The organism is Ruegeria arenilitoris, from assembly GCF_013031355.1.
In the GTDB taxonomy this organism is placed as follows: Bacteria; Pseudomonadota; Alphaproteobacteria; order Rhodobacterales; family Rhodobacteraceae; genus Ruegeria; species Ruegeria arenilitoris_C.
The window spans coordinates 91,506-111,082 of the sequence record NZ_WPZO01000011.1; the positions used below are offsets into that span (position 1 = coordinate 91,506).

Annotated in this window: 13 protein-coding genes and 1 pseudogene; 11 read left to right on the top strand and 3 right to left on the bottom strand. The window is 59.8% G+C overall.

Features of this window, described 5'->3' with window-relative positions:
* Positions 1 to 16: 16 nt before the first annotated feature.
* Entirely contained in the window at positions 17 to 1,375 is a 1,359-nt protein-coding gene (locus GOX63_RS19815) for an ABC transporter substrate-binding protein (RefSeq protein ID WP_170546908.1), read from the bottom strand.
* A 208-nt stretch (positions 1,376 to 1,583) separates the two neighbouring features.
* Between GOX63_RS19815 and GOX63_RS19820 the strand changes: the two genes are divergently transcribed.
* The 11 genes and pseudogenes from GOX63_RS19820 (at position 1,584) to GOX63_RS19870 (ending at position 17,247) form a co-directional block, all read left to right on the top strand.
* Positions 1,584 to 2,615 (top strand): LacI family DNA-binding transcriptional regulator, encoded by a 1,032-nt coding sequence (locus GOX63_RS19820; RefSeq protein WP_170546911.1) that lies wholly within the window; start codon positions 1,584 to 1,586, stop codon positions 2,613 to 2,615.
* A 2-nt stretch (positions 2,616 to 2,617) separates the two neighbouring features.
* Positions 2,618 to 3,922 carry a GH1 family beta-glucosidase gene (locus tag GOX63_RS19825; protein ID WP_170328443.1) on the top strand — a complete coding sequence of 435 codons (1,305 nt, stop codon included), beginning with the start codon at positions 2,618 to 2,620 and terminating at the stop codon, positions 3,920 to 3,922.
* A 275-nt stretch (positions 3,923 to 4,197) separates the two neighbouring features.
* Positions 4,198 to 4,538: pseudogene (locus tag GOX63_RS23875) on the top strand (transposase); the annotation flags it as partial.
* A gap of 318 nt (positions 4,539 to 4,856) precedes the next feature.
* Complete coding sequence (locus GOX63_RS19835; RefSeq protein ID WP_170546914.1) at positions 4,857 to 5,738, top strand: HalD/BesD family halogenase; 882 nt, start codon at positions 4,857 to 4,859, stop codon at positions 5,736 to 5,738.
* Positions 5,739 to 5,750: 12 nt separating this feature from the next.
* Positions 5,751 to 7,304 (top strand): ABC transporter substrate-binding protein, encoded by a 1,554-nt coding sequence (locus tag GOX63_RS19840; protein ID WP_170546917.1) that lies wholly within the window; start codon positions 5,751 to 5,753, stop codon positions 7,302 to 7,304.
* Between the two features lie 61 nt (positions 7,305 to 7,365).
* Entirely contained in the window at positions 7,366 to 8,322 is a 957-nt protein-coding gene (locus GOX63_RS19845; protein WP_170546921.1) for an ABC transporter permease, read from the top strand.
* Between the two features lie 2 nt (positions 8,323 to 8,324).
* Positions 8,325 to 9,152: an ABC transporter permease gene (locus GOX63_RS19850; protein WP_170328438.1), complete on the top strand. Its 828-nt coding sequence runs from the start codon at positions 8,325 to 8,327 to the stop codon at positions 9,150 to 9,152.
* Positions 9,153 to 9,164: 12 nt separating this feature from the next.
* Positions 9,165 to 10,802 (top strand): ABC transporter ATP-binding protein, encoded by a 1,638-nt coding sequence (locus GOX63_RS19855; RefSeq protein ID WP_170546923.1) that lies wholly within the window; start codon positions 9,165 to 9,167, stop codon positions 10,800 to 10,802.
* 106 nt (positions 10,803 to 10,908) lie between these two features.
* The gene (locus GOX63_RS19860; protein ID WP_170546926.1) at positions 10,909 to 12,405 is read left to right on the top strand and encodes a trimethylamine methyltransferase family protein; all 1,497 of its coding nucleotides are present in this window, start codon (positions 10,909 to 10,911) and stop codon (positions 12,403 to 12,405) included.
* Between the two features lie 4 nt (positions 12,406 to 12,409).
* Positions 12,410 to 14,827, top strand: a complete 2,418-nt coding sequence (locus tag GOX63_RS19865) for a GcvT family protein (protein ID WP_170546929.1) — start codon at positions 12,410 to 12,412, stop codon at positions 14,825 to 14,827.
* Positions 14,828 to 14,832: 5 nt separating this feature from the next.
* On the top strand, positions 14,833 to 17,247 hold the full coding sequence (locus GOX63_RS19870; RefSeq protein ID WP_170328434.1) for a GcvT family protein: 2,415 nt from the start codon (positions 14,833 to 14,835) through the stop codon (positions 17,245 to 17,247).
* 35 nt (positions 17,248 to 17,282) lie between these two features.
* Here the strand turns inward: GOX63_RS19870 and GOX63_RS19875 are convergent, their stop codons facing one another.
* The gene (locus GOX63_RS19875; protein WP_170328433.1) at positions 17,283 to 18,275 is read right to left on the bottom strand and encodes a GlxA family transcriptional regulator; all 993 of its coding nucleotides are present in this window, start codon (positions 18,273 to 18,275) and stop codon (positions 17,283 to 17,285) included.
* Positions 18,276 to 18,310: 35 nt separating this feature from the next.
* Positions 18,311 to 19,570 carry an aminotransferase class V-fold PLP-dependent enzyme gene (locus GOX63_RS19880; RefSeq protein ID WP_170328432.1) on the bottom strand — a complete coding sequence of 420 codons (1,260 nt, stop codon included), beginning with the start codon at positions 19,568 to 19,570 and terminating at the stop codon, positions 18,311 to 18,313.
* Positions 19,571 to 19,577: the final 7 nt, after the last annotated feature.

Sequence of the window (19,577 nt, forward strand, 5' to 3'; positions counted from 1 at the left end):
CGCCCCGTAGCCTCACTTACTTCGCAGCGTCCCACGAAGATTGGATTTCTCCGGCAACCGTAGCGGCATCCTTCGCGCCCGAAGAATAGTCGACCATGCCGGTCCAGAACGTCCCTGCGCCGACCGCGCCCGGCATCAGGTCGGACCCGTCAAAACGGAACGTGGTGGCATTGGTCAGAATCTCGCCCTGCCCCCGCTGGGTGTCGTTGGCGTAATTCTCGGGATTGGCTCCAAGATGCGGTGTCAGGAATCCGTCTTGCGACATCATGATCTCATGCGCAAAGGGGGTCTTGAGGAACTCCATGAACACTTCGGCCGCCGGGTTCGGGTTGGTGATCGTGAACAATGTGCCTGCCCCCAGAACCGGGGTGCCCAGGTCTTTCTCGGCAAAGGCCGGGAAATAGAAGAAATCCGCGTCCACGCCCAACTCGGTTCCTTCCGGGAAGTAAGCCGGGATGAATGACGCCTGACGGTGCATCATGCAGGCAGGCGGGCTGTCAAACAGACCCTTGGGGCTGTCGCGAAAATCAATCGCGGCGGTGTCATCGGCATCACCCACAACATAGTCATCATTGCGGGTAAAGCTGCCGTACTCCTCGATCACCTCGATCACGCGCGGGTCGTCGAACTTCATCTCATTCGACACCCATTGGTCGTAGACTTCAGGCGGCTGCGTGCGCAGCATCAGGTCCTCAACCCAGTCGGTCGCAGGCCAGCCCGTTGCACCACCGGACGCAAGACCCACACACAGCGGTGTCTCGCCATCCTCGACCATCTGATCCATCAGAGCCTTGAACTCTTCCATGGTCTGCGGGACTTCATAACCAAAGTCCTCAAAGTTTTCCGGCACATACCAGACCAGCGACTTGACGTTAACATTGAAGAAGAAACCGTAGAAATCCTTGGCCCCCTCGGCATTTTCAAAGGTACCCAGATCGACCCAGGACTGACCGGCCGCAAAATTGTCCTTGATCCAGTCCGCAGACCCTTCGGCAAGCGGTGTCAGATACCCGTTCTTGGCCATATTCGCCGCAAGACCCGGCTGTGGAAAAACCGTCAGATTTGGCGCCGAACCAGCGGCAGCGTCGATCAGAATTTGCTGTTCCAATGAATCCGAGCCGACATAACTGGAATTCGCTCCGGTTGCCTGATCAAAATAGGCAACGAGATTTTCGAACGACTTTCCTTCCCCCGCAAGCCACGGCCCGAATATGGTCAGATCCTGACCACTCAGATCATGGGCGTCGGCAAAGGCCTGAAAACCGTCCCAGTCAAACCCGCCTTCGCCGACAGGGTGAATCAACTCACCCTGCGCCTGGGCCACCCCAGCCACCAAAGCAAATGTGGCCGCACCTGCATAAAGCGCGTTTCTCATGAATTTTCCTCCCAACAATTCCTTGCGCCGCAGAGACTCAGTTCTCAAAGCGCTTTGGTTTTGCAGTTTATCCGCTAACATCCATCGCCTGTCAATATCCACGTTGAAAACTTGGAGGTTACGGAAGTTCGACAAAATAGGTTGACGGATTGAGTATTTGTCCGCAAAACGGAAAAGTCTGAAAACTTGAAAGCGCTTTGAACCCATCATGAACCTAAAGCAGCTCTCGGAAATTCTCACCCTTTCGCAAACGACGGTCAGCCGTGCGCTGAACGGCTACCCCGAAGTGAGCGAGGAAACCCGGATGCGCGTGCAGGCTGCTGCCGCCAAGCATGGCTATCGCCCAAACAGCCGGGCCAAAGGACTGGCGACGGGCAAATCCATGGTAATCGGCCACGTGATTCCCAGCTCATCTCAACACGAGATGGTAAATCCGATCTTCGGTGACTTCGTTGCCGGTGCTGCACGAACATACGCCACGCACGGCTATGACATGATGTTCACGACGGCCGATGACACCTCGCTCGAAGGAACTTATCGCAGCCTGTTTCAACGCGGAGCCGTGGATGGCGTCGTTTTGCAAGGCCCCAAGGTCAACGAGCCGCGCATCGACCTCCTGAACCAGATGGCGGTGCCGTTTATCGTACACGGGCGTTCGACCGGGGCAGACGCAGAATATGACTGGATTGATGTGAACAACAAAAGCTCGTTCCAGCGCGCCACGCAGTTTCTGATCGATTTAGGGCATTGCCGGATTGCCCTGATCAACGGGCTTGAGGATATGGATTTCGCGCAGCGCCGCCGCGCCGGGTACCTTCAGGCACTGGAACAGGCGGGTTTGATACCGGACCCGCAACTAATGCGCAGTGCCGAGATGACCGAAGTCTACGGGCATCGCGAAACCCGCAATATGCTACAGCTGGATGATCCGCCGACTGCCATTCTGGCGTCCTCGATGATTTCGGCGATTGGCGTGAGACGGGCATTGGACGAGGCAGGGCTTCGGATCGGGCGGGATGTCTCGGTCATTGCGCATGACGATGACCTCTCTTACCTAAAGAACGGGCAGGATGTACCAATTTTCACTGCAACGCGATCCTCTGTCCGACATGCGGGCGAGCTGGCTGCCGAGATGTTGATCGAGCGGATCAAATCGCCCAAGGACCCGGTCAAAACCAAATTGCTTGAAGCGGAACTGGTTGTCGGCAAATCAACTGGCCCTGCGCCCAACAGGACTTGACGATGAAGTTTAAACGCAGCGACTTTCCGTCAGATTTTCTCTTTGGCGTTGCCACCTCGGCCTATCAGATCGAAGGTCACGCCCAAGGTGGCGCCGGTTCGACCCATTGGGATACGTTTGCAGCGACTCCGGGTAATGTGGTGCGTGGGGAAAACGGCGATCTGGCCTGTGATCACCTGAACCGGTTTGAACAGGATCTCGATCTTGTGCGCGACGCGGGGTTTGATTGCTATCGTTTCTCGACCAGTTGGGCGCGCGTGATGCCCGAAGGGCGTGGGCCGGTCAATCAAGCTGGCCTGGACTTTTACGACCGCCTTGCCGACGCGTTAATGGAACGTGGCATCCGCCCCTGCGCGACGCTTTATCACTGGGAACTACCATCAGCTCTGGCTGATCTGGGCGGTTGGCGCAACCGGGATATCGCCGGTTGGTTTGCCGATTTCACCGAGGTCATCATGGGCCGGATCGGCGATCGAATGTACAGCGTTGCCCCGATCAATGAGCCGTGGTGTGTCAGTTGGCTTAGCCATTTCGAGGGGCACCACGCCCCCGGACTGCGGGATATACGCGCCACGGCTCGCGCCATGCATCACGTCATGCTGGCACATGGCCGCGCCATTCAGGCGATGCGAAGCTTGGGGATGTCTAATCTGGGCGGTGTTTTCAATCTGGAATGGGCCGAACCCGCCGATGACAGTCCGGAGGCACGGAAGGCGGCTGATCTGTACGATGGGATCTACAACCGGTTTTTCCTTGGTGGCGTGTTTAAGAGAGCCTATCCTGAGAATGTGTTGAAGGGGTTAGAACCCTACCTTCCCTCAGGTTGGCAAGAGGATTTCGACGTCATCGGTGCTCCTGTCGATTGGTGCGGGCTGAACTATTATACCCGCAAACTCATCGCCCCTGCGGACACAGCCTGGCCCGGACTGACCGACGTCCCGGGCCCCTTGCCCAAAACACAAATGGGATGGGAAATCGACCCAGCCGCTTTAAGTCGGTTCCTGATCCGAACGGCGCGCGAGTATACCGGGGACTTGCCGATCTACGTAACCGAAAACGGCATGGCCAGCCCTGAGCGCAAACAAGACGATGATCGCATCGCGTATCTGGACCAGCACTTTTCCGCAGTTCAGGTAGCCCTGAACCAAGATGTGCCAGTCAGGGGGTACTTTGTCTGGTCCCTGTTGGACAATTACGAATGGGCGCTGGGGTATGAAAAACGCTTCGGACTGGTTGACGTTGATTTCGATACGATGAAACGCACCCCGAAAGCCTCTTATTTCGCCTTAAAAGAGGCGCTGGCTTAAGGCTGACTTCTATCAAAAGACCCTAAAGGAAGTTGCATCGGGATCTGTTGCAAAGTTTTGACCCTTGCCGCGCATGGATGTAGCCAGCGCATGATCCAATTCATTGGTTGGCTGAAAGCCGATTCATGAATTCGTTTAAAGGCGCACGACACCCGAAGGACGTGATCTTCTGTGTCCGGTACGGGGTTTTGTACCGGGACCTATAGGCGTTCTGTCGCAAACTCCTGAACTTCAGGAGGCGTGATGAGCAACTTGTTCTGACTGACCGACAAACAGGGCGTGTTTGCCGGATCATGGAAGGGTTGGCCGCCGAGCATTTCGATTATCAGGCGATCATGATCGACGCTACTTATCTGAAAGCACATCGCACGACTTCAAGCCTGTGGCTGAAAAAGGGGCGCACGGACGCTTATTGGCGCACCAAAGGCGAAATGAACACCAAGTTGCACGCTGCCACCGAGGCCAATGGCCGCCCAAAAGCTTCTTCATGATCGCTGGACAGGTCAGCAACTACACACGTGCCAAAGCACTGCAGACTAGCCTGCCTGCCGTCGAAAAGATGATCACAGATCGCGGATATTATGCAGACTGGCTTAGGGAAGCGTTGAAATACAGAGAGTTAGGGCCCTGCATCGCAGGTAGAAAGTCATGTGACGAGCCGATCCGCTGCGACAGGTAACCTGAGGTCTTCCTTTCCACCATCGACGTTATCTCTTGGCTCTGGAAATCAACGAACCCGGAACCTCATTGACTGAGGGAAATTCATGTTAATGCTCTTATTATTAAATTGAAATAATCCAACTCTGTGCGAATACTCTGCCTTACGTTCGCTGGACGGCTGGGAAAACCCCTTCTCTATCAAAATCTGACAACGGTCCCCACCCTTTGGGAGGCCGCAGGGTTCGGTCATGTGTTCCGACGAGGAGAATAGCAAATGTCAAATGTCAGATCAGCAGATCAGACGGCTAGATACACCACTGCCGAACTGTTCGATGTGCAGACGTACCCGCTGGATCAGGCGGACAGTCCTCAATATGGCGCCATGGTCAGAGAAGCGATTGAGGGTCTCACTTCGGACAACTGCGCTCAGCTCGAAAATTTCATCCGACCGGACATACTGGCAGCCATGCAGCAAGAGGCGGATGAACTATCGAAAGAGGCCGTGTTTCACCAAGCCAATCTGAATCCCTATTTCACGGATGCACCCGAAGGTACGCCTGCCGATCACCCGCTGAACCGGTTTTCGCCGCGGCGTCACGGCATGGTGCGCGGTGACAGGTTTGCCCGGGATGGTGTTATCTGGTCGGTGTTTCAGAACCGCGATCTGTGCCGGTTCGTGGCGCAGGCGCTGGGGTACGAACAGCTGCATACCTATCGCGACCCCTATGCCTGCACCAATGTGAACGTGCAGCCCGAGGGGTGCGAGTTCGCCTGGCATTTCGACAACAACGAATTCACAGTGTCGTTCGGTCTGAAACAGACCGACGAGGGCGGCGAGTTCGAATACGTCCCCAATCTGCGCAGCCGCGACGATGAAAATTACGATGCCGTTCAGAAGGTGCTGGACGGTGATCGCACCAACCTGCGCAGCTTGAAGCTGCGCCCGGGCGATCTGCAACTGTTCCGTGGCGGCTATACCTTGCATCGGGTGACCGCACCCAAAGGCGGTGAGCGGCAGAGCCTGCTGCTGAGCTATGTCACCGAACCCGACGACATCACCACATCGGACAAGGCGATCCGGATCTGGGGAGAGGCCCATCCGGACCATTATGCACGTGACTGCCAACTGGCGGGCGCAGTGTCAGAGACACCTTAAAGGGAGGTAAAAATGAACACATTCGGATCAAACCTGCGCATTGGCCGCCGCGGTTTCCTTGCCGGGTCGGCAGCGTTGGTTGGGCTGTCTCAGATGCCCCGGGCCGCGCAGGCGCAACCCCAAAAGGGCGGAACGTTCCGCCTGTCGGTCAATCAGGGCGGCACCAGCGACACGCTGAACCCGGCCGAGGCCAGCGGTTCGCAGCAAATCATGGTCGGCTGGGCGCTCCGCAACAACCTCACCGAGATCGGATCTGACAACAAGCTGAAGCCAGAATTGGCGGTCAGCTGGGCGTCGGATGATGCACAAACATGGGTCTTCAAGCTGCGTCCGGGCGTGACCTTCCACAACGGCAAATCCCTGACGCCCGACGATGTGATTGCCTCGTTGAACCTTCACCGGGGCGAGGACTCGACCTCGGGTGCGAAATCCTTGTTGGCTGGTGTCGACACCCTTGCCGCCGAGGGCGAAGATACAGTGGTGATCACCCTGTCGGCACCCAATGCCGATTTCCCCTTCATCTTGTCGGATTACCACTTCCAGATCATGCCCGTAGGCAATGACGGTGCGTTGGATATGTCGGGCACCGGGACCGGCGGCTATATCCTGGAAAGCTGGAAACCGGGTGTGAAAACTGTGCTCAAGCGCAATCCGGATTACTGGAAAGAGGGCGCGGCTCATTTCGATGAGGTTGAGCTGCTGCTGATCTCGGACAGCAGCGCGGCCACCACGGCGCTGGTCACTGGCGAAATCGACGCGGTTCAGTCTGCGGAATACAAGACCCTCAGCCTGCTGGGTCGCGACAAGAATGTCGAGATCGAGTCGATCTCGGGAGGGTTCCATCCGGTCTTTGCAATGCAAAGCGGGCAAACGCCGTTCAACGACAACAATGTGCGACTGGCGCTGAAATACGGGGTCGACCGAGAGGCGCTGGTGAAACAGGTGCTGCGCGGCCATGGCACCGTGGCCAATGACCACCCCGTCGCGCCCTCAATGCCATTCTATGACGCGTCACTAGAGCAGCGCGCCTATGATCCGGACAAGGCCAAATTCCACCTGAAAGAGGCCGGTCTGGACAGCCTGACCGTCCCGCTCAGCGTATCGGACTCGCTGTTTGCCGGGGCGGTGGATGCGGTCACGCTGTACCGTGAACATGCCGCGCCTGCCGGGATCGACGTACAGGTGGTGCGAGAGCCGGGCGATGGCTACTGGTCCGATGTCTGGATGAAGAAACCCTTCTTTACCAGTTCCTGGGGCGCGCGGCCGGTGCCGGACATGATCTTTGCCACCGCCTATTCGAAAGGCGGCGACTGGAACGAAAGCCAGTTCAGCAACGACAGCTTCCAGCAGTTGATGCTGGCGGCCCGATCCGAGCTGGACGAAGCCAAGCGCACGCAGATGTATGGCGACATGCAGGCTATTCTGCGCGACGAGGGCGGCTCGGTTATCCCGTTCTTCCGCAATTTCGTCTACGCCCGCCGCGCCGATGTGCAGCATGGCGAGGACGTGGCTTCGAACTGGTCTCTGGATGGCTACAAGGCCATCGAGCGCTGGTGGAAGTCCTGACCAATGGTCCGGCGGGGCAACAACCCCGCCGAGCTTCCTGACCTCGATTCAGAGTACGCCCATGCACCATCTTCTCAGGCTTTTCGTCAAGCGACTGGCGCTTGGCTTTCTGACCCTGTTCGTCGTGTCGCTCGTCATCTTCATGTCGATCGAACTATTGCCCGGCGACGTGGCCCAACAGGTTCTGGGTCAGTCCGCCACGCCCGAAAACCTGGCTGCATTTCGCCGCGAACTGGGGCTCGATCAGCCGCCGCTGACGCGCTACCTGGACTGGCTGGAAGGCTTCTTGCAAGGCGATCTGGGCAATTCGCTGATTTCGGGCCTGCCGATCCGCGAGCTGATCAGTGAGCGGATGTACAACACCTTCTTCCTTGCCGGATTCGCCGCACTGATCTCGGTGCCGCTAGCGCTTGTGCTGGGGGTCGTGTCGGCCCTGTATCGCGGGACCGCACTGGACAAGTCGATCAACGTTCTTGCCCTAACTGCGATTTCGGTGCCCGAGTTCTTTGTGGGCTACATTCTCGTCTGGCTGCTGGCAGTGGAATTTGCGCTGTTCCCGTCCATCGCCAACCTGTCCGAAGATGCCAGCCTGGGCGACCGGATCTACCGCACTTTCCTGCCCGCGCTGACCCTGACCCTGATCGTGACGGCCCATATGATGCGGATGACGCGGGCGTCGCTGATCAACCTTCTGGCCCTGCCCTATATTGAGATGGCCAAGCTGAAAGGTGCCAGTCAGCGGCGGCTGATCGTGATCCACGCCCTGCCCAACGCCATCGCCCCCATCGTCACGGTGATCGCCATCAATCTCGCTTACCTGATCGTTGGCGTGGTGATCGTCGAGGTGGTTTTCGTTTACCCGGGCATGGGGCAACTGCTGGTCGACAGCGTTGCCAAGCGTGACTTTACCGTGGTGCAGACCGCCTGCTTGATCTTTGCGGCCACCTACATCCTCTTCAACCTGGCGTCCGATCTGATCTCTATCGCGTCGAACCCGCGCCTGCTGCACAGGAAATGACCATGAACGGGTTCCTCTACGAATTGGGCAAGGCGCCGCTGACCGCCAAGTTCGGCTGTGTCGTCGTGCTTGTCTACATCCTGGTGGCCATCTTTGCCCCCGTCCTCGCCCCGTTTGGTGAAAGTGAAGTCGTCGGTTACGAGTACCAGCCCTGGAGTGCCGAGAACTGGCTGGGCACCGACAGTCTGGGCCGCGACATGGCCACGCGCATGATCTATGGCGCGCGCAACACGATCGGGATTGCGCTGCTGACAACTGTGATCGCCTTTCTGGCGGGCAGCATCGCCGGGTTCTTTGCCGCCGTGTTGCAGGGCTGGGTCGATCAGCTTCTGTCGCGGGCGGTGGACGTTGTGATCTCGATCCCGACCCTGATTTTTGCGCTGCTGCTGCTGACCATCTTTGGCGCGTCAGTCACCAGCCTGATCGGTGTGATTGCTCTGATCTATGCCACTTTCGTCTACCGGATCGCACGCGCGGTCGCGATGGGGATCGTTGTGATGGACTATGTCGAGGCCGCCCAGGTGCGCGGTGAGGGCCTGTGGTGGATCATGCGCAAAGAGATCCTGCCCAATGCCGCGCCGCCTTTGGTTGCCGAGTTCGGGCTGCGGTTCTGCTTTGTGTTCCTGACGATCTCGGGCCTGTCTTTTCTGGGTCTTGGCATTCAGCCTCCGGCGGCGGACTGGGGATCGATGGTGCGGGAAAACGCCTCACTGATCACCTTTGGCGATCTGACGCCGCTCATTCCGGCAGCGGCCATCGGATTGCTGACCGTCGCGGTGAATTTCATCGTCGACTGGATGCTGCACAAGGCCAGCGGCCTGAAAACCTGAGGGGAGCTGAGTATGAAAGACACGAACACCCCGCTGCTGACGATGCAGAACCTGCAGATCGAGGGCCTGTCCGAGGATCGCTGGAAACCGATTGTGAAAGGCGTTGATCTGTCTCTGGTCAAGGGCGAAGTGCTAGGCCTGATCGGAGAAAGTGGCGCAGGCAAGTCGACCATTGGCCTGGGCGCGATGGGCTATGTGCGTGACGGATGTCGGTTCTCGGGGGGCAGCGTCCATTTCGACGGGATTGAGTTGACCGGTGCCGATCGCGAAACCCGTCGCAACTTGCGGTCCACCCGGATCGCCTATGTGGCGCAATCCGCGGCGGCCAGCTTCAACCCCGCATTCAAGCTGATCAACCAGCACACCGAATTTCCGGTGCGCCGGGGGCTGATGTCGCGGGAAGACGCCCGCAAGGATGCCATCGAGCTCTACCGGCAGCTCCAGCTGCCCAACCCGGAAGAGATCGGCTTTCGCTATCCGCATCAAGTGTCCGGCGGGCAGTTGCAGCGCGCCATGACCGCCATGGCGATGGCTTGCCGCCCTGATCTGATCATCTTTGACGAACCCACCACGGCGCTCGACGTCACTACTCAGATCGAGGTTCTGTCGGCCATCCGGAATATTGTCGAGGATTTTGGTACATCGGCGATCTATATCACCCACGACCTTTCGGTGGTGGCGCAGATGGCGGACCGGATCATGGTGCTGCGCCATGGTGCAGAGGTCGAGGCCGCGGATACAGCAACCATGCTGAACGCACCGAAACAGGCCTATACCAAATCCCTCTGGGCGGTGCGATCGTTCAAATCGGCCCAAAAAGTACCGGTTGCGGCAGATGCGGTGCCGGCAGTGTCACTGCGTGGTGTGACGGCACAATATCCCGCGATGAAAACTCCGGTGCTGAATAACGTGTCAATCGATTTTCACGCCGGGCGTACGGTGGCGGTTGTTGGGGAAAGTGGATCGGGAAAGTCCACCACGGCCCGCAGCCTGATGGGGCTATTGCCGCCGGTGCAGGGCGAGATACTGCTGAACGGTGCGCCGCTGTCACCGCAGTTCCGCAAGCGCAGCAAAGCCCAGTTGCAGGCCGTCCAGATGATCTATCAGATGGCTGACACCGCACTGAACCCGAAACAGCGCATTCGCGATATCATCGGGCGGCCGATGACCTATTACCGCGGCCTGAAAGGGCGCAAGCTGACCGAGGAAATCCGCGCCTTGCTGGATGATATCGAGCTGGAGCCGGATCAATACATCAACCGTTTGCCCTCGGAACTGTCGGGCGGGCAAAAACAGAGGATCGGGATCGCGCGCGCGTTGGCAGCCGGGCCGAAACTGGTGATCTGCGATGAGGTGACCTCGGCGCTGGATCAACTGGTGGCCGAAGGTATCCTGCGCCTGTTGGACAAGCTGCAGCAGGAACACAACCTGGCCTATATGTTCATCACCCATGATATCTCGACCGTGCGGGCCATTGCCGATGAAGTGGTGGTGATGCAGCACGGCAAAATTGTCGAGCAAGGTCCGAAGGCACAGATTTTCTCGCCTCCGTTCCAGCCCTATACCGATCTTTTGCTGTCTTCGGTTCCGGAAATGGATCCAGGCTGGCTGGATCGGGTGCTGGCCGACCGCGCCGCAAAACGGGCCTGAAGGTTTAGTGTGAAATTCTCTCACGAAAAACTGCAAATAATGGAATTGAGCTAATCACTGGCCCTTCCTAAGATGCGCGAGAAAACACTTCACTGAGGACGCGCTTATGCGGCGAACACGAACAAAACGGGCGGCAAAATCCGCCACGCCACAGATGACTTTGCCGCCCGTTGGCGGCCGTTTCATGCCGCTGGACGACAGCAAGCTGACGCATATCACTGATACTGCCTTCGACATTCTCGAACGTATCGGTGTGTCCGGCGCACCAGACGACATTCGCACGCTGGCGCGGGAAAACGGGGCGACCGAGCGAGATGACGGGCGCATAACCTTCCCGCGCGCCTTGGTCGAAGACATGATCGCCAAAGCCTGCAAACGGGTTGAGCTTCCGGGATATATCCGCGATCGCGGGATCGAGGTTGGCGGCGGCCGGGTGCATATCGGAACCGGTGGGGCCGCTGTCCAGATTCTGGATGCTGCGACGAACGCGTTCCGGGACAGCACCTTGCAGGACCTCTATGGCCTGATGCGGATTGTGGATGCCAGTGACAGCATCCATTATTCCCTACGTCCGGTGGTGGCGCGTGACTTGGAAGACCCGCTGACGCTGGATATCAACACCGCCTTCACAGCAATGAAGGCAACCTCGAAACCCATCGGCACCAGTTTCTTTGAACCGGCCAATGTGACACCGGTGATCGAAATGTTCGATGAGGCCCTGGGCGGGGAAGATGCGTTCCGCAAGCAACCCTTCTGCTTTGCCTCAGTCTGCCATGTTGTACCGCCTTTGACACTGGCCGAAGAAGCCTGCGGCGTGATGCAGGAATGCGTGCGCCTGGGCATGCCGCTGCAAATCTGCTCGGCAGCGCAGGCGGGGGCGACCAGCCCGGCCTCACTGGCAGGCGCTCTGGCGCAGGGTCTGGCGGAATCACTGGCCGGTTTGGTGCTGGTTAACATGATGCAGCCGGGTTTCCCTTGTATCCTCGCCTTCCTGCCCTTTATTTCCGACCTGCGCACCGGGGCGATGACCGGCGGCTCGGGTGAGGCCGCGGTGGCCAACGCGGCCGCTGCACAGTTGCTGTTGAACCTAGGGCTGCCGTCGACCGTGTCTGCGGGCATGACCGACGCTAAAACGGCGGATGCGCAATCGGGGTATGAAAAGGGTTACACCATTGCGCTGGCCGCGCAGGGCGGGGCCGACATGATCAACCTGTCCGTTGGCATGCTTGGCTCGATCATGGCCGCCAGCAAAGAGGCGCTGGTGATCGACAATGACATGTGCGGTGCGATCTTGCGCACCGTGCGCGGGGTCGAGATGTTCGAAGGCTCGATCGACCTCGACATGATTGAAGAGGTCGTCACCGGTGAAGGCCACTACCTGGGCACCGCCCAGACGCTTGACCTGATGACCAAGGAATATGTCTACCCGGCCCTCGGCGACCGCCAAAGCGTCAACGACTGGCTGGAAAGTGGTGCGCAAACGGTCTGGGACCGCGCCATCGCCCGCGTCGCCGAGATCGAGGCGCAGCCAGCGCCGTCCCACCTTCCTGCCGAGGTCGAGGCCGCCCTGCGCGCCCGCCTGCCCATTCATTTGAAAGACTGAGCCCATGAAAAACCAAGCCAAAGTTGTGATCATCGGGGGCGGCGCGGTCGGTGTCTCGACCCTCTATCATCTGGCCAAAGCCGGTGTGACCGACACCCTGCTGATCGAAAAGAACGAATTGACCAGCGGCTCGACCTGGCACGCGGCGGGGAACATCCCGACCTACGCCAACAGTTGGGGTGGGATGCGCGCAGGCAACTATGCCTGGCGTCTGTACAAGGATCTGGCCGACGAGGTCGACTACCCGATCACTTATCGCCACACCGGCGCCTTCTGGCCTGCCCACACGCAGGAACGCATGGATCTGTTCCGTCACCTTGTCGGGATCTCCAAGGGGTTGGGCTATGACATGGCGATGCTCACACCGTCCGAGATGGACGATATGCACCCCTACTTCAGCTCGGGTGACAGCATCATCGGTGGGATTTTCGACCCGTATGAGGGCGACGTGGACCCCTCGCAACTAACCCAGGCGCTGGCTAAAGGCGCGCGGGATCAGGGCGCTGCGATCGCGCGGTTTACCACGGTCACCGGGATTACACGCCGCGCGTCCGGCGAGTGGGAGGTGCAGACCGACAAGGGCAATGTGATCTGTGACATCGTGATCAACGCCGGTGGCTATTACGGCCGCGTCGTTGGTGAGATGGTCGGTCAGAAACTGCCCGTCGTCACGCTGGAGCACCAGTATCTGGTCACAGAAAGCCTGCCAGAGCTTGAGGCAAATCCCGAGAACTTCCCGCTCATCCGCGACCCGGACATCATGTATTACCTGCGGCGCGAGCGGAACGGACTTCTGCTGGGCTCATACGGCCACGAAGGTCGCCCCGCATGGCTGGACGGGATGCCCGATTGCTTTGCCAATCAGCTCTACCCCGACAGCGTTGACGACATCGCCGAAATTCTAGAAGCCGCGCTGGAACATGTGCCGCTGCTGGGCGAGGCTGGTGTCAGCCGTTTCGTGAACGGCCCAATCCCCTACAGCCCGGATGGCGCGCCACTCTGCGGCCCCGCCTTTGGTCTGCCGAACTTCTACCATGCGTGCTGTTTCCCGGTGGGCATTACCCACTCAGCTGCGGCGGCGAAAACCTTGACCGAATGGATCACCGAAGGTGAGACCGAATGGGATATGTCGTTCTGGGATCCCCGCCGCTTTGGCGAGGAATGGGCCACGTTCGATTACACCGTCAAACGGTCCAGCGAACTTTACGAGCACCAATACGCGATCCCCTACCCACACCGCCTGTGGAAATCGGGCCGTCCGCTGCAGACAACACCGCTCTACGACACGCTCAAGGCCAAGGGTGCGGTCTTCGGACAGGTCGCCGGGTGGGAGCGCGCCTTCTGGTTCCAGACCGGCGACATCAAAGATGATGGCCAACTCAGCTTCCATCACGAGGCGTGGCATGACGCGGTCAAAGCCGAATGCGAAGGCGTGCGCGACAATGTCGGCGTGATGGATCACGGTGGCTTTACCAGGTACGAGGTCGAAGGGCCGCGCGCCACCGAGTTCCTCAATCAGGTGTTCTGCGGCGCGATGCCATCGGTCGGCCGGGTCAAGCTGTCCTACATGCTGACGCCCAAGGGTAAAATCTGGTCCGAGGCCACGATTGCGCGGCTGGATGAGAACAAATACCTGCTCTGCGGCCCCACTCTGGCCGATCAGCGCGACCATGACTGGATGTCCAAATTCCTGCCGGATGAGGGCGTGACCCTGACCCGTGGCTCGGACTTTGACGCTGCCCTGATGGTCATGGGGCCAAAATCCCGCGAGGTGCTGCAACCGCTGACCGAGGATGATCTGTCCAGGGATAGCGCCCCATGGATGTCGGTCCGCGAAATCACCATCGCAGGCGCGCGGGTGACTGCCCTGCGGGTATCCTATGTCGGTGAGCTGGGCTGGGAGCTGCATCTGCGCAGCGCCGACCTGGTCCGCGTTTACAACGCCATCATGGAACAGGGTGCAGATCACGGCATCGTCGAATTCGGCTCTTACGGGCTGAACGCCATGCGGTTGGAAAAGGGCTATCACGGCTGGGGCGCCGATTTCGGTATCGAATACACCGCGTTCGATGCAGGACTGGATCGTTTCGTCAGCAAGAAGAAAGACAGCTTTGTCGGTCGCGACGCGTTTCTGGCGCAGGCCGAACAGCCGAAGGACTATCATTTCACCGCCTTTGTGTTGGGCGGTCACGGCGCGGATGCCCTTTCTTCTGACCCGATCTGCCGCGATGGCAAACCGATGGGTTATGTCAGCTCAGGCGGCACCGGGTTCCGCATCGGCAAGCGGATTGCTCTGGGGTATTTGACCGAGGCCGCGCAACCCGGCGACGTCTATCAGATCGAAGTGCTGGGTGTTCCGGTCAATGCGACCGTGTCCACGGTGCCCTTCTACGATCCCGAAAACGACCGGTTGCGGGGATAACAACCATGGCAAAACCACTTCCGACCGACGTGCAGGTCGCCATCATCGGCGGCGGCATTGTTGGCTGCGCCACCGCATACCACCTCGCCAAGGCGGGGTGGTCGGTTGCTCTGTTCGAACGCAAGAAACTGACATCCGGCACAACCTGGCACGCCGCAGGGTTGGTCAGTGAAACACAAGGCGTGCCGGTTATGTCGGCGCTGGCGAAATACGGCCTCGACCTGATGGAAAGCCTCGAGGATGAAACCGGCCAGAACACCGGCTTCAAACGCAACGGCTCGATGACCGTGGCGCTGACCGAAGCGCGCGTGGCAGAGTTGCGCCGCAAGGTCGACTATACTCACGGCTGCGGCCTCCGCGCTGAAGAAATCAGCCTGACCGAGGCGCAGGACCGTTGGCCGCTGCTGTCGACCGAGGGCGCAAAAGGCGCGTTCTGGTTCCCCGGGGATGGCTATACCAACCCGATCGACACCACGATGGCGCTGGCCAAGGGCGCGCGGACCCATGGTGCTCAAATCTTCGAAGACACCAAAGTCACCCGTGTCGTGATCGAAGGGGGCCGCGCCATCGGTTTGGAAATCGAGCAGGGCTTGGTCCGCGCCGAGCATGTGGTCAACGCAACCGGCATGTGGGCGCGCGAGTTCGGCCTGACGCACGGCGTGCAGATCCCGCTGCACTACACCAATCACTATTACGTGGTAACCGATCCGATTGAGGGCGTGACCGGAGATCTGCCCGTCCTGCGTGTGATGGATGAATACGCCTATTACAAGGAGGACGCAGGCAAGCTGCTGATCGGCTGCTCGGAACCCAACGCGACCCCGTGGCTGCCCAAGGAGGGCCTGCCCGAGACGTTCGAATTCGACGAATTGCCTTGCGATGAAGAGCACCTCTATCCCATCCTCGAAGCGGCGATGGAGCGGGTTCCAGCGTTGGCGACAAGCGGCATCCGCAAGTTCTTCAACGGACCGGAGTGCTTTACCCCCGACGCCAAACACTATCTGGGCCCTGTCCCGGATGTGGCGGGCTATTGGGTCGCCGCCGGATTCAACTCGACCGGTATCCAGAACGGCCCCGGTGCAGGCAAGGCGCTGGCCGAGTGGATCATGGTCGGCCAGATGACCATGGACCTGACCGATGTGGACAGCCGCCGCATCGTCCCGGGCCTGAACGCGCGCAGCTATACGGCAACCAAGGCCGCCGAAACCCTTGGGCACGCCTATGCGATGCACTGGCCCTATCTGCGCAAAACCGAAGCGCGCGGCCTGCGCCGGACACCCTACTACACCCATCTGCGCGATGCGGGCGCGCAATTCGGCAGTGCCAATGGCTGGGAACGCCCCCTCTACTACGGTCGCGAGATAACCGACGGGTTCGGACGCGAGCCGTGGTTTAACGATTGGCAGGCCGAGCATCAGGCGCTGCGCACCGATCTGGGCTGCATCGACCTGACATTTGGACGGTTCATCGTGGACGGACAGCACGCCCAAGCGCAGATGCAGCGGCTTTGCGGGGCCAATATGGCGGTTGCGCCGGGGGCTCTGGTCTATACCCATATGTTCAACCCGCAGGGCGGGATTGAGGCCGATGTGACCGTCGCGCGCCTGAGTGCGACCCGTTACATGGTCATGGCCTCTGCCGGGGCCGAGCCGCAGACCGAATACTGGCTGAAAACGCAACTGGCGGGCACCGGGGTGTCGGTGGTCAATACGACCTCGTCCGAGGCCACATTGGCCCTGATGGGACCCCGCGCACGGGATTTCCTGACCGGGCTGACCGATGCCGATCTGTCGAACCAAGCCTTCCCGTTCGGCTGTTGGCAGGTGCTGCATGTGGGTCACGCCCCGGTGCGGGCACAGCGGATCACCTATGTCGGAGAGTTGGGGTGGGAACTGCACGTGCCCGCCGAATTTGCCCAACAGGTGTTCGAGACCATCATGGCCGCCCCGGATGCGCCACGCCTGTGCGGTGGCATGGCGGTGGATTCCTGTCGGATCGAAAAAGGGTTCCGCCATTGGGGCCACGATATCGGGCCCTTTGACAGTCCGGTTGACAGCGGCCTGACCTTCGCATGCGATTTCGCCACCGACTTCACCGGCAAAGAGGCCGTTCAAGCTCGGAAATCCACGGGCGCCACAAGTCGCCTGCTGTCCTTCCGGTTGGAAGACTCTGACGCTTTGGTCTTTGGCAAAGAACCTGTCCTGAGTGATGGCAAAATCGTGGGACGGCTGACCTCGGCCAGCTATGGCTGGACCGTGGGTGGTGCCATTGGTTTGGGCTATGTCACCCGGCCTGAAGGTATGGAAATGAAAGACCTCGCCGCGCGCAGCTATCAGGTGATGGTGGCCGGGCAGCCTGTTCCGGCACGGGCCAGCCTGCGCCCGCTTTACGATCCGGACAACGCCCGGATGCGTGGCTGAACCCGCCATACCGGACCTTCGGAACGGCCTCGACGCTAGGGGCCGTTCTGTTCCACATGCGGCGACAGGCCGAATTGCTTGCGGTAGAGTTTCGAGAAATGGCTGGCCGAGGAAAACCCGCAGGCGATAGCGACATCGATGACGCGCATGTCGGTCTGTTGCAGCAGCGTCCGCGCCCTCTCCAGCCGCAGCTCCGTCATGTAATTCTTGGGCGAGCTGCCCATGTAGCGCGCAAAAAGCCGTTCAAGTTGCCGCGTTGATAGGCCTGCTTGGTCGGCGATCAGAGAGGTGGGCAGAGGGTTGTCTAGGCAGTCCTTGATAATGGCTACGGCTTTCGAGAGCTTCTTGTTCCGATGTTGTAACCGGCAGGCGTCCGTCATGGTCTGGCGGCTGTTGCCAGGCCGCATCGATGCACAGAGCAGGTGATCCGCCACCTGGTTCGAGGCCTCGGCCCCGGCCTTCTGCCGGATCAGCGCGGAAAACAGGTCCAATGTCGCGGCCCCGCCGCCGCAAGAGGCAACACTGGCTTCGGCCTCATAAACGGTACAGACCGAGTCCAGTTTCAAGAAGCTTTCCTCAAAGATTGGCTGCAGGCGCCAATGGGTGCTGATCCTGCCCTCACCCGCCAGACCGGCCCGCGCCAGGAACAACGCGCCACCACCCAGCCCACACAGGCGCGATCCCAGCCGGGCCGCCTGCCGCAGCCAGCCCGTGATCTTCTTTGATGGCGGGTGCTGCTGCGCATCAAGTGGGCCGCACACAACGATGCAATCATCGCGGCGGGCCTCCGGCAAATCCCCTTCCACGGCCACGGTCATGCCAGACGAGGAACGGATGGGATCACCCCCTTCGCTGACGATATGCCAGTGAAAAACGGGTTTTCCCAACGCGGTGTTGGCAGCAGCTAATGAGTCGATGCCGGCCCCCAGATCCAAGGCTGAAAACCCCGGCATCACCACAAAGATAAATCGGTGCAGGTCGACCCGATCACCCCGGTTTACACTGAGGCCCGTATCGAAATGACCCACACCCATCCTCCTGCTTTAGATCAAAGCTTCGGCTGTCAGCCGTCCTGACCCAGCACCTTGATCGCACCCAGCAGGCGGGCAATCTCTTGTTCTGTGTTGTAGTGACAGAACGAGATGCGGATACAATCCAGCAAACCCAGCGGCGTGAGGACATTGCCCGAATAGTGGTCGGCCTTGCGGGTATGGGTGCGAATGCCCTGCTGGTTCAGGATTTCGACCACGTCCTCCGAGGCTTTGCCGTCGACCACGATCGACACCAGCCCCTCGCGCGCTGGGTTATCGGCCCCGGCCAGAATGGTGACGTGGTCCATATCGCGCAAGCCCGGCAGGTTGCCCGTGCCGTTGATGGCGGTGTTGGTTAGATGGGTCTCATAGGCATGGATGGCGCGACCTGCGGCCTCGATCCGCGCGCGGGGCTCGGTTTCGTCCGACACCTCTCCGCCCAGCCAATCGAAATAAGAGACCACGTCCGACACGGTGGCGTAAGAGCCAGTATCGCGGGTGCCGAACTCCCAGCCGGTGGCCGGGGCATCGATCAACATGTCATGGGGCGTGGCGCTCAGCTTGTCGGAAATCCACGCAATGCCATAGCCGTGGCGCGAAAACACCTTGTAGGGCGAGATCGCGTAGCCATCGACATTGTAGGCGTCCAGGTCCAGCTGCCCGTGCGCCGCGTGCTGAATGCCGTCGACGATGATCATGCAGTCTGGCGACACCACCCGGATCGCGGCCGAGATTGCGGCCACATCCATACCCATGCCGGTGACCGGCGAGGCGTGCAGTATCGTCGCCACCGCGACATCCGGGGTCATCAGCGCGGTGTAATCCTCAGCCGTGACCAAACCGGATTCGTTGTCATGGGGGACATTCACATAGTCCAGCCCGGCAATTTCGGCCCAACGGCGCGCGGCACTGCGGGTGGCGGGGTGTTCTATGGAGGAGCCGATAACTTTGGCCCCTTTCGGCGCCACCAGACAGGCGGTGCGGATCATGCGGAACAGAAGCTCGGTGCCGCTTTCGCCCGCAAAGAACTGACCGCTAGTGGCGTTCATGAACACGGCCAGATCACCTTTGGCCTTGTTGATCACGTTCTGTGTCCCCTGCCCCGCCGGGTTAATCCGGCCCGGATTATCCGGGATCGCAGCGTAGAACGCCGAGGTCTCGGCCACCGATTTCAGCGTCAGCGCGCCACCGGCGTTTTCGAAAAAGATGCGCTCACCCTGGAACGGGCAGCTGTCGACATGGGCAAACCGGTCGCGAATGGCGTCGATGAGGGCAGGGTTGTCTTGGATCATGGGTCAG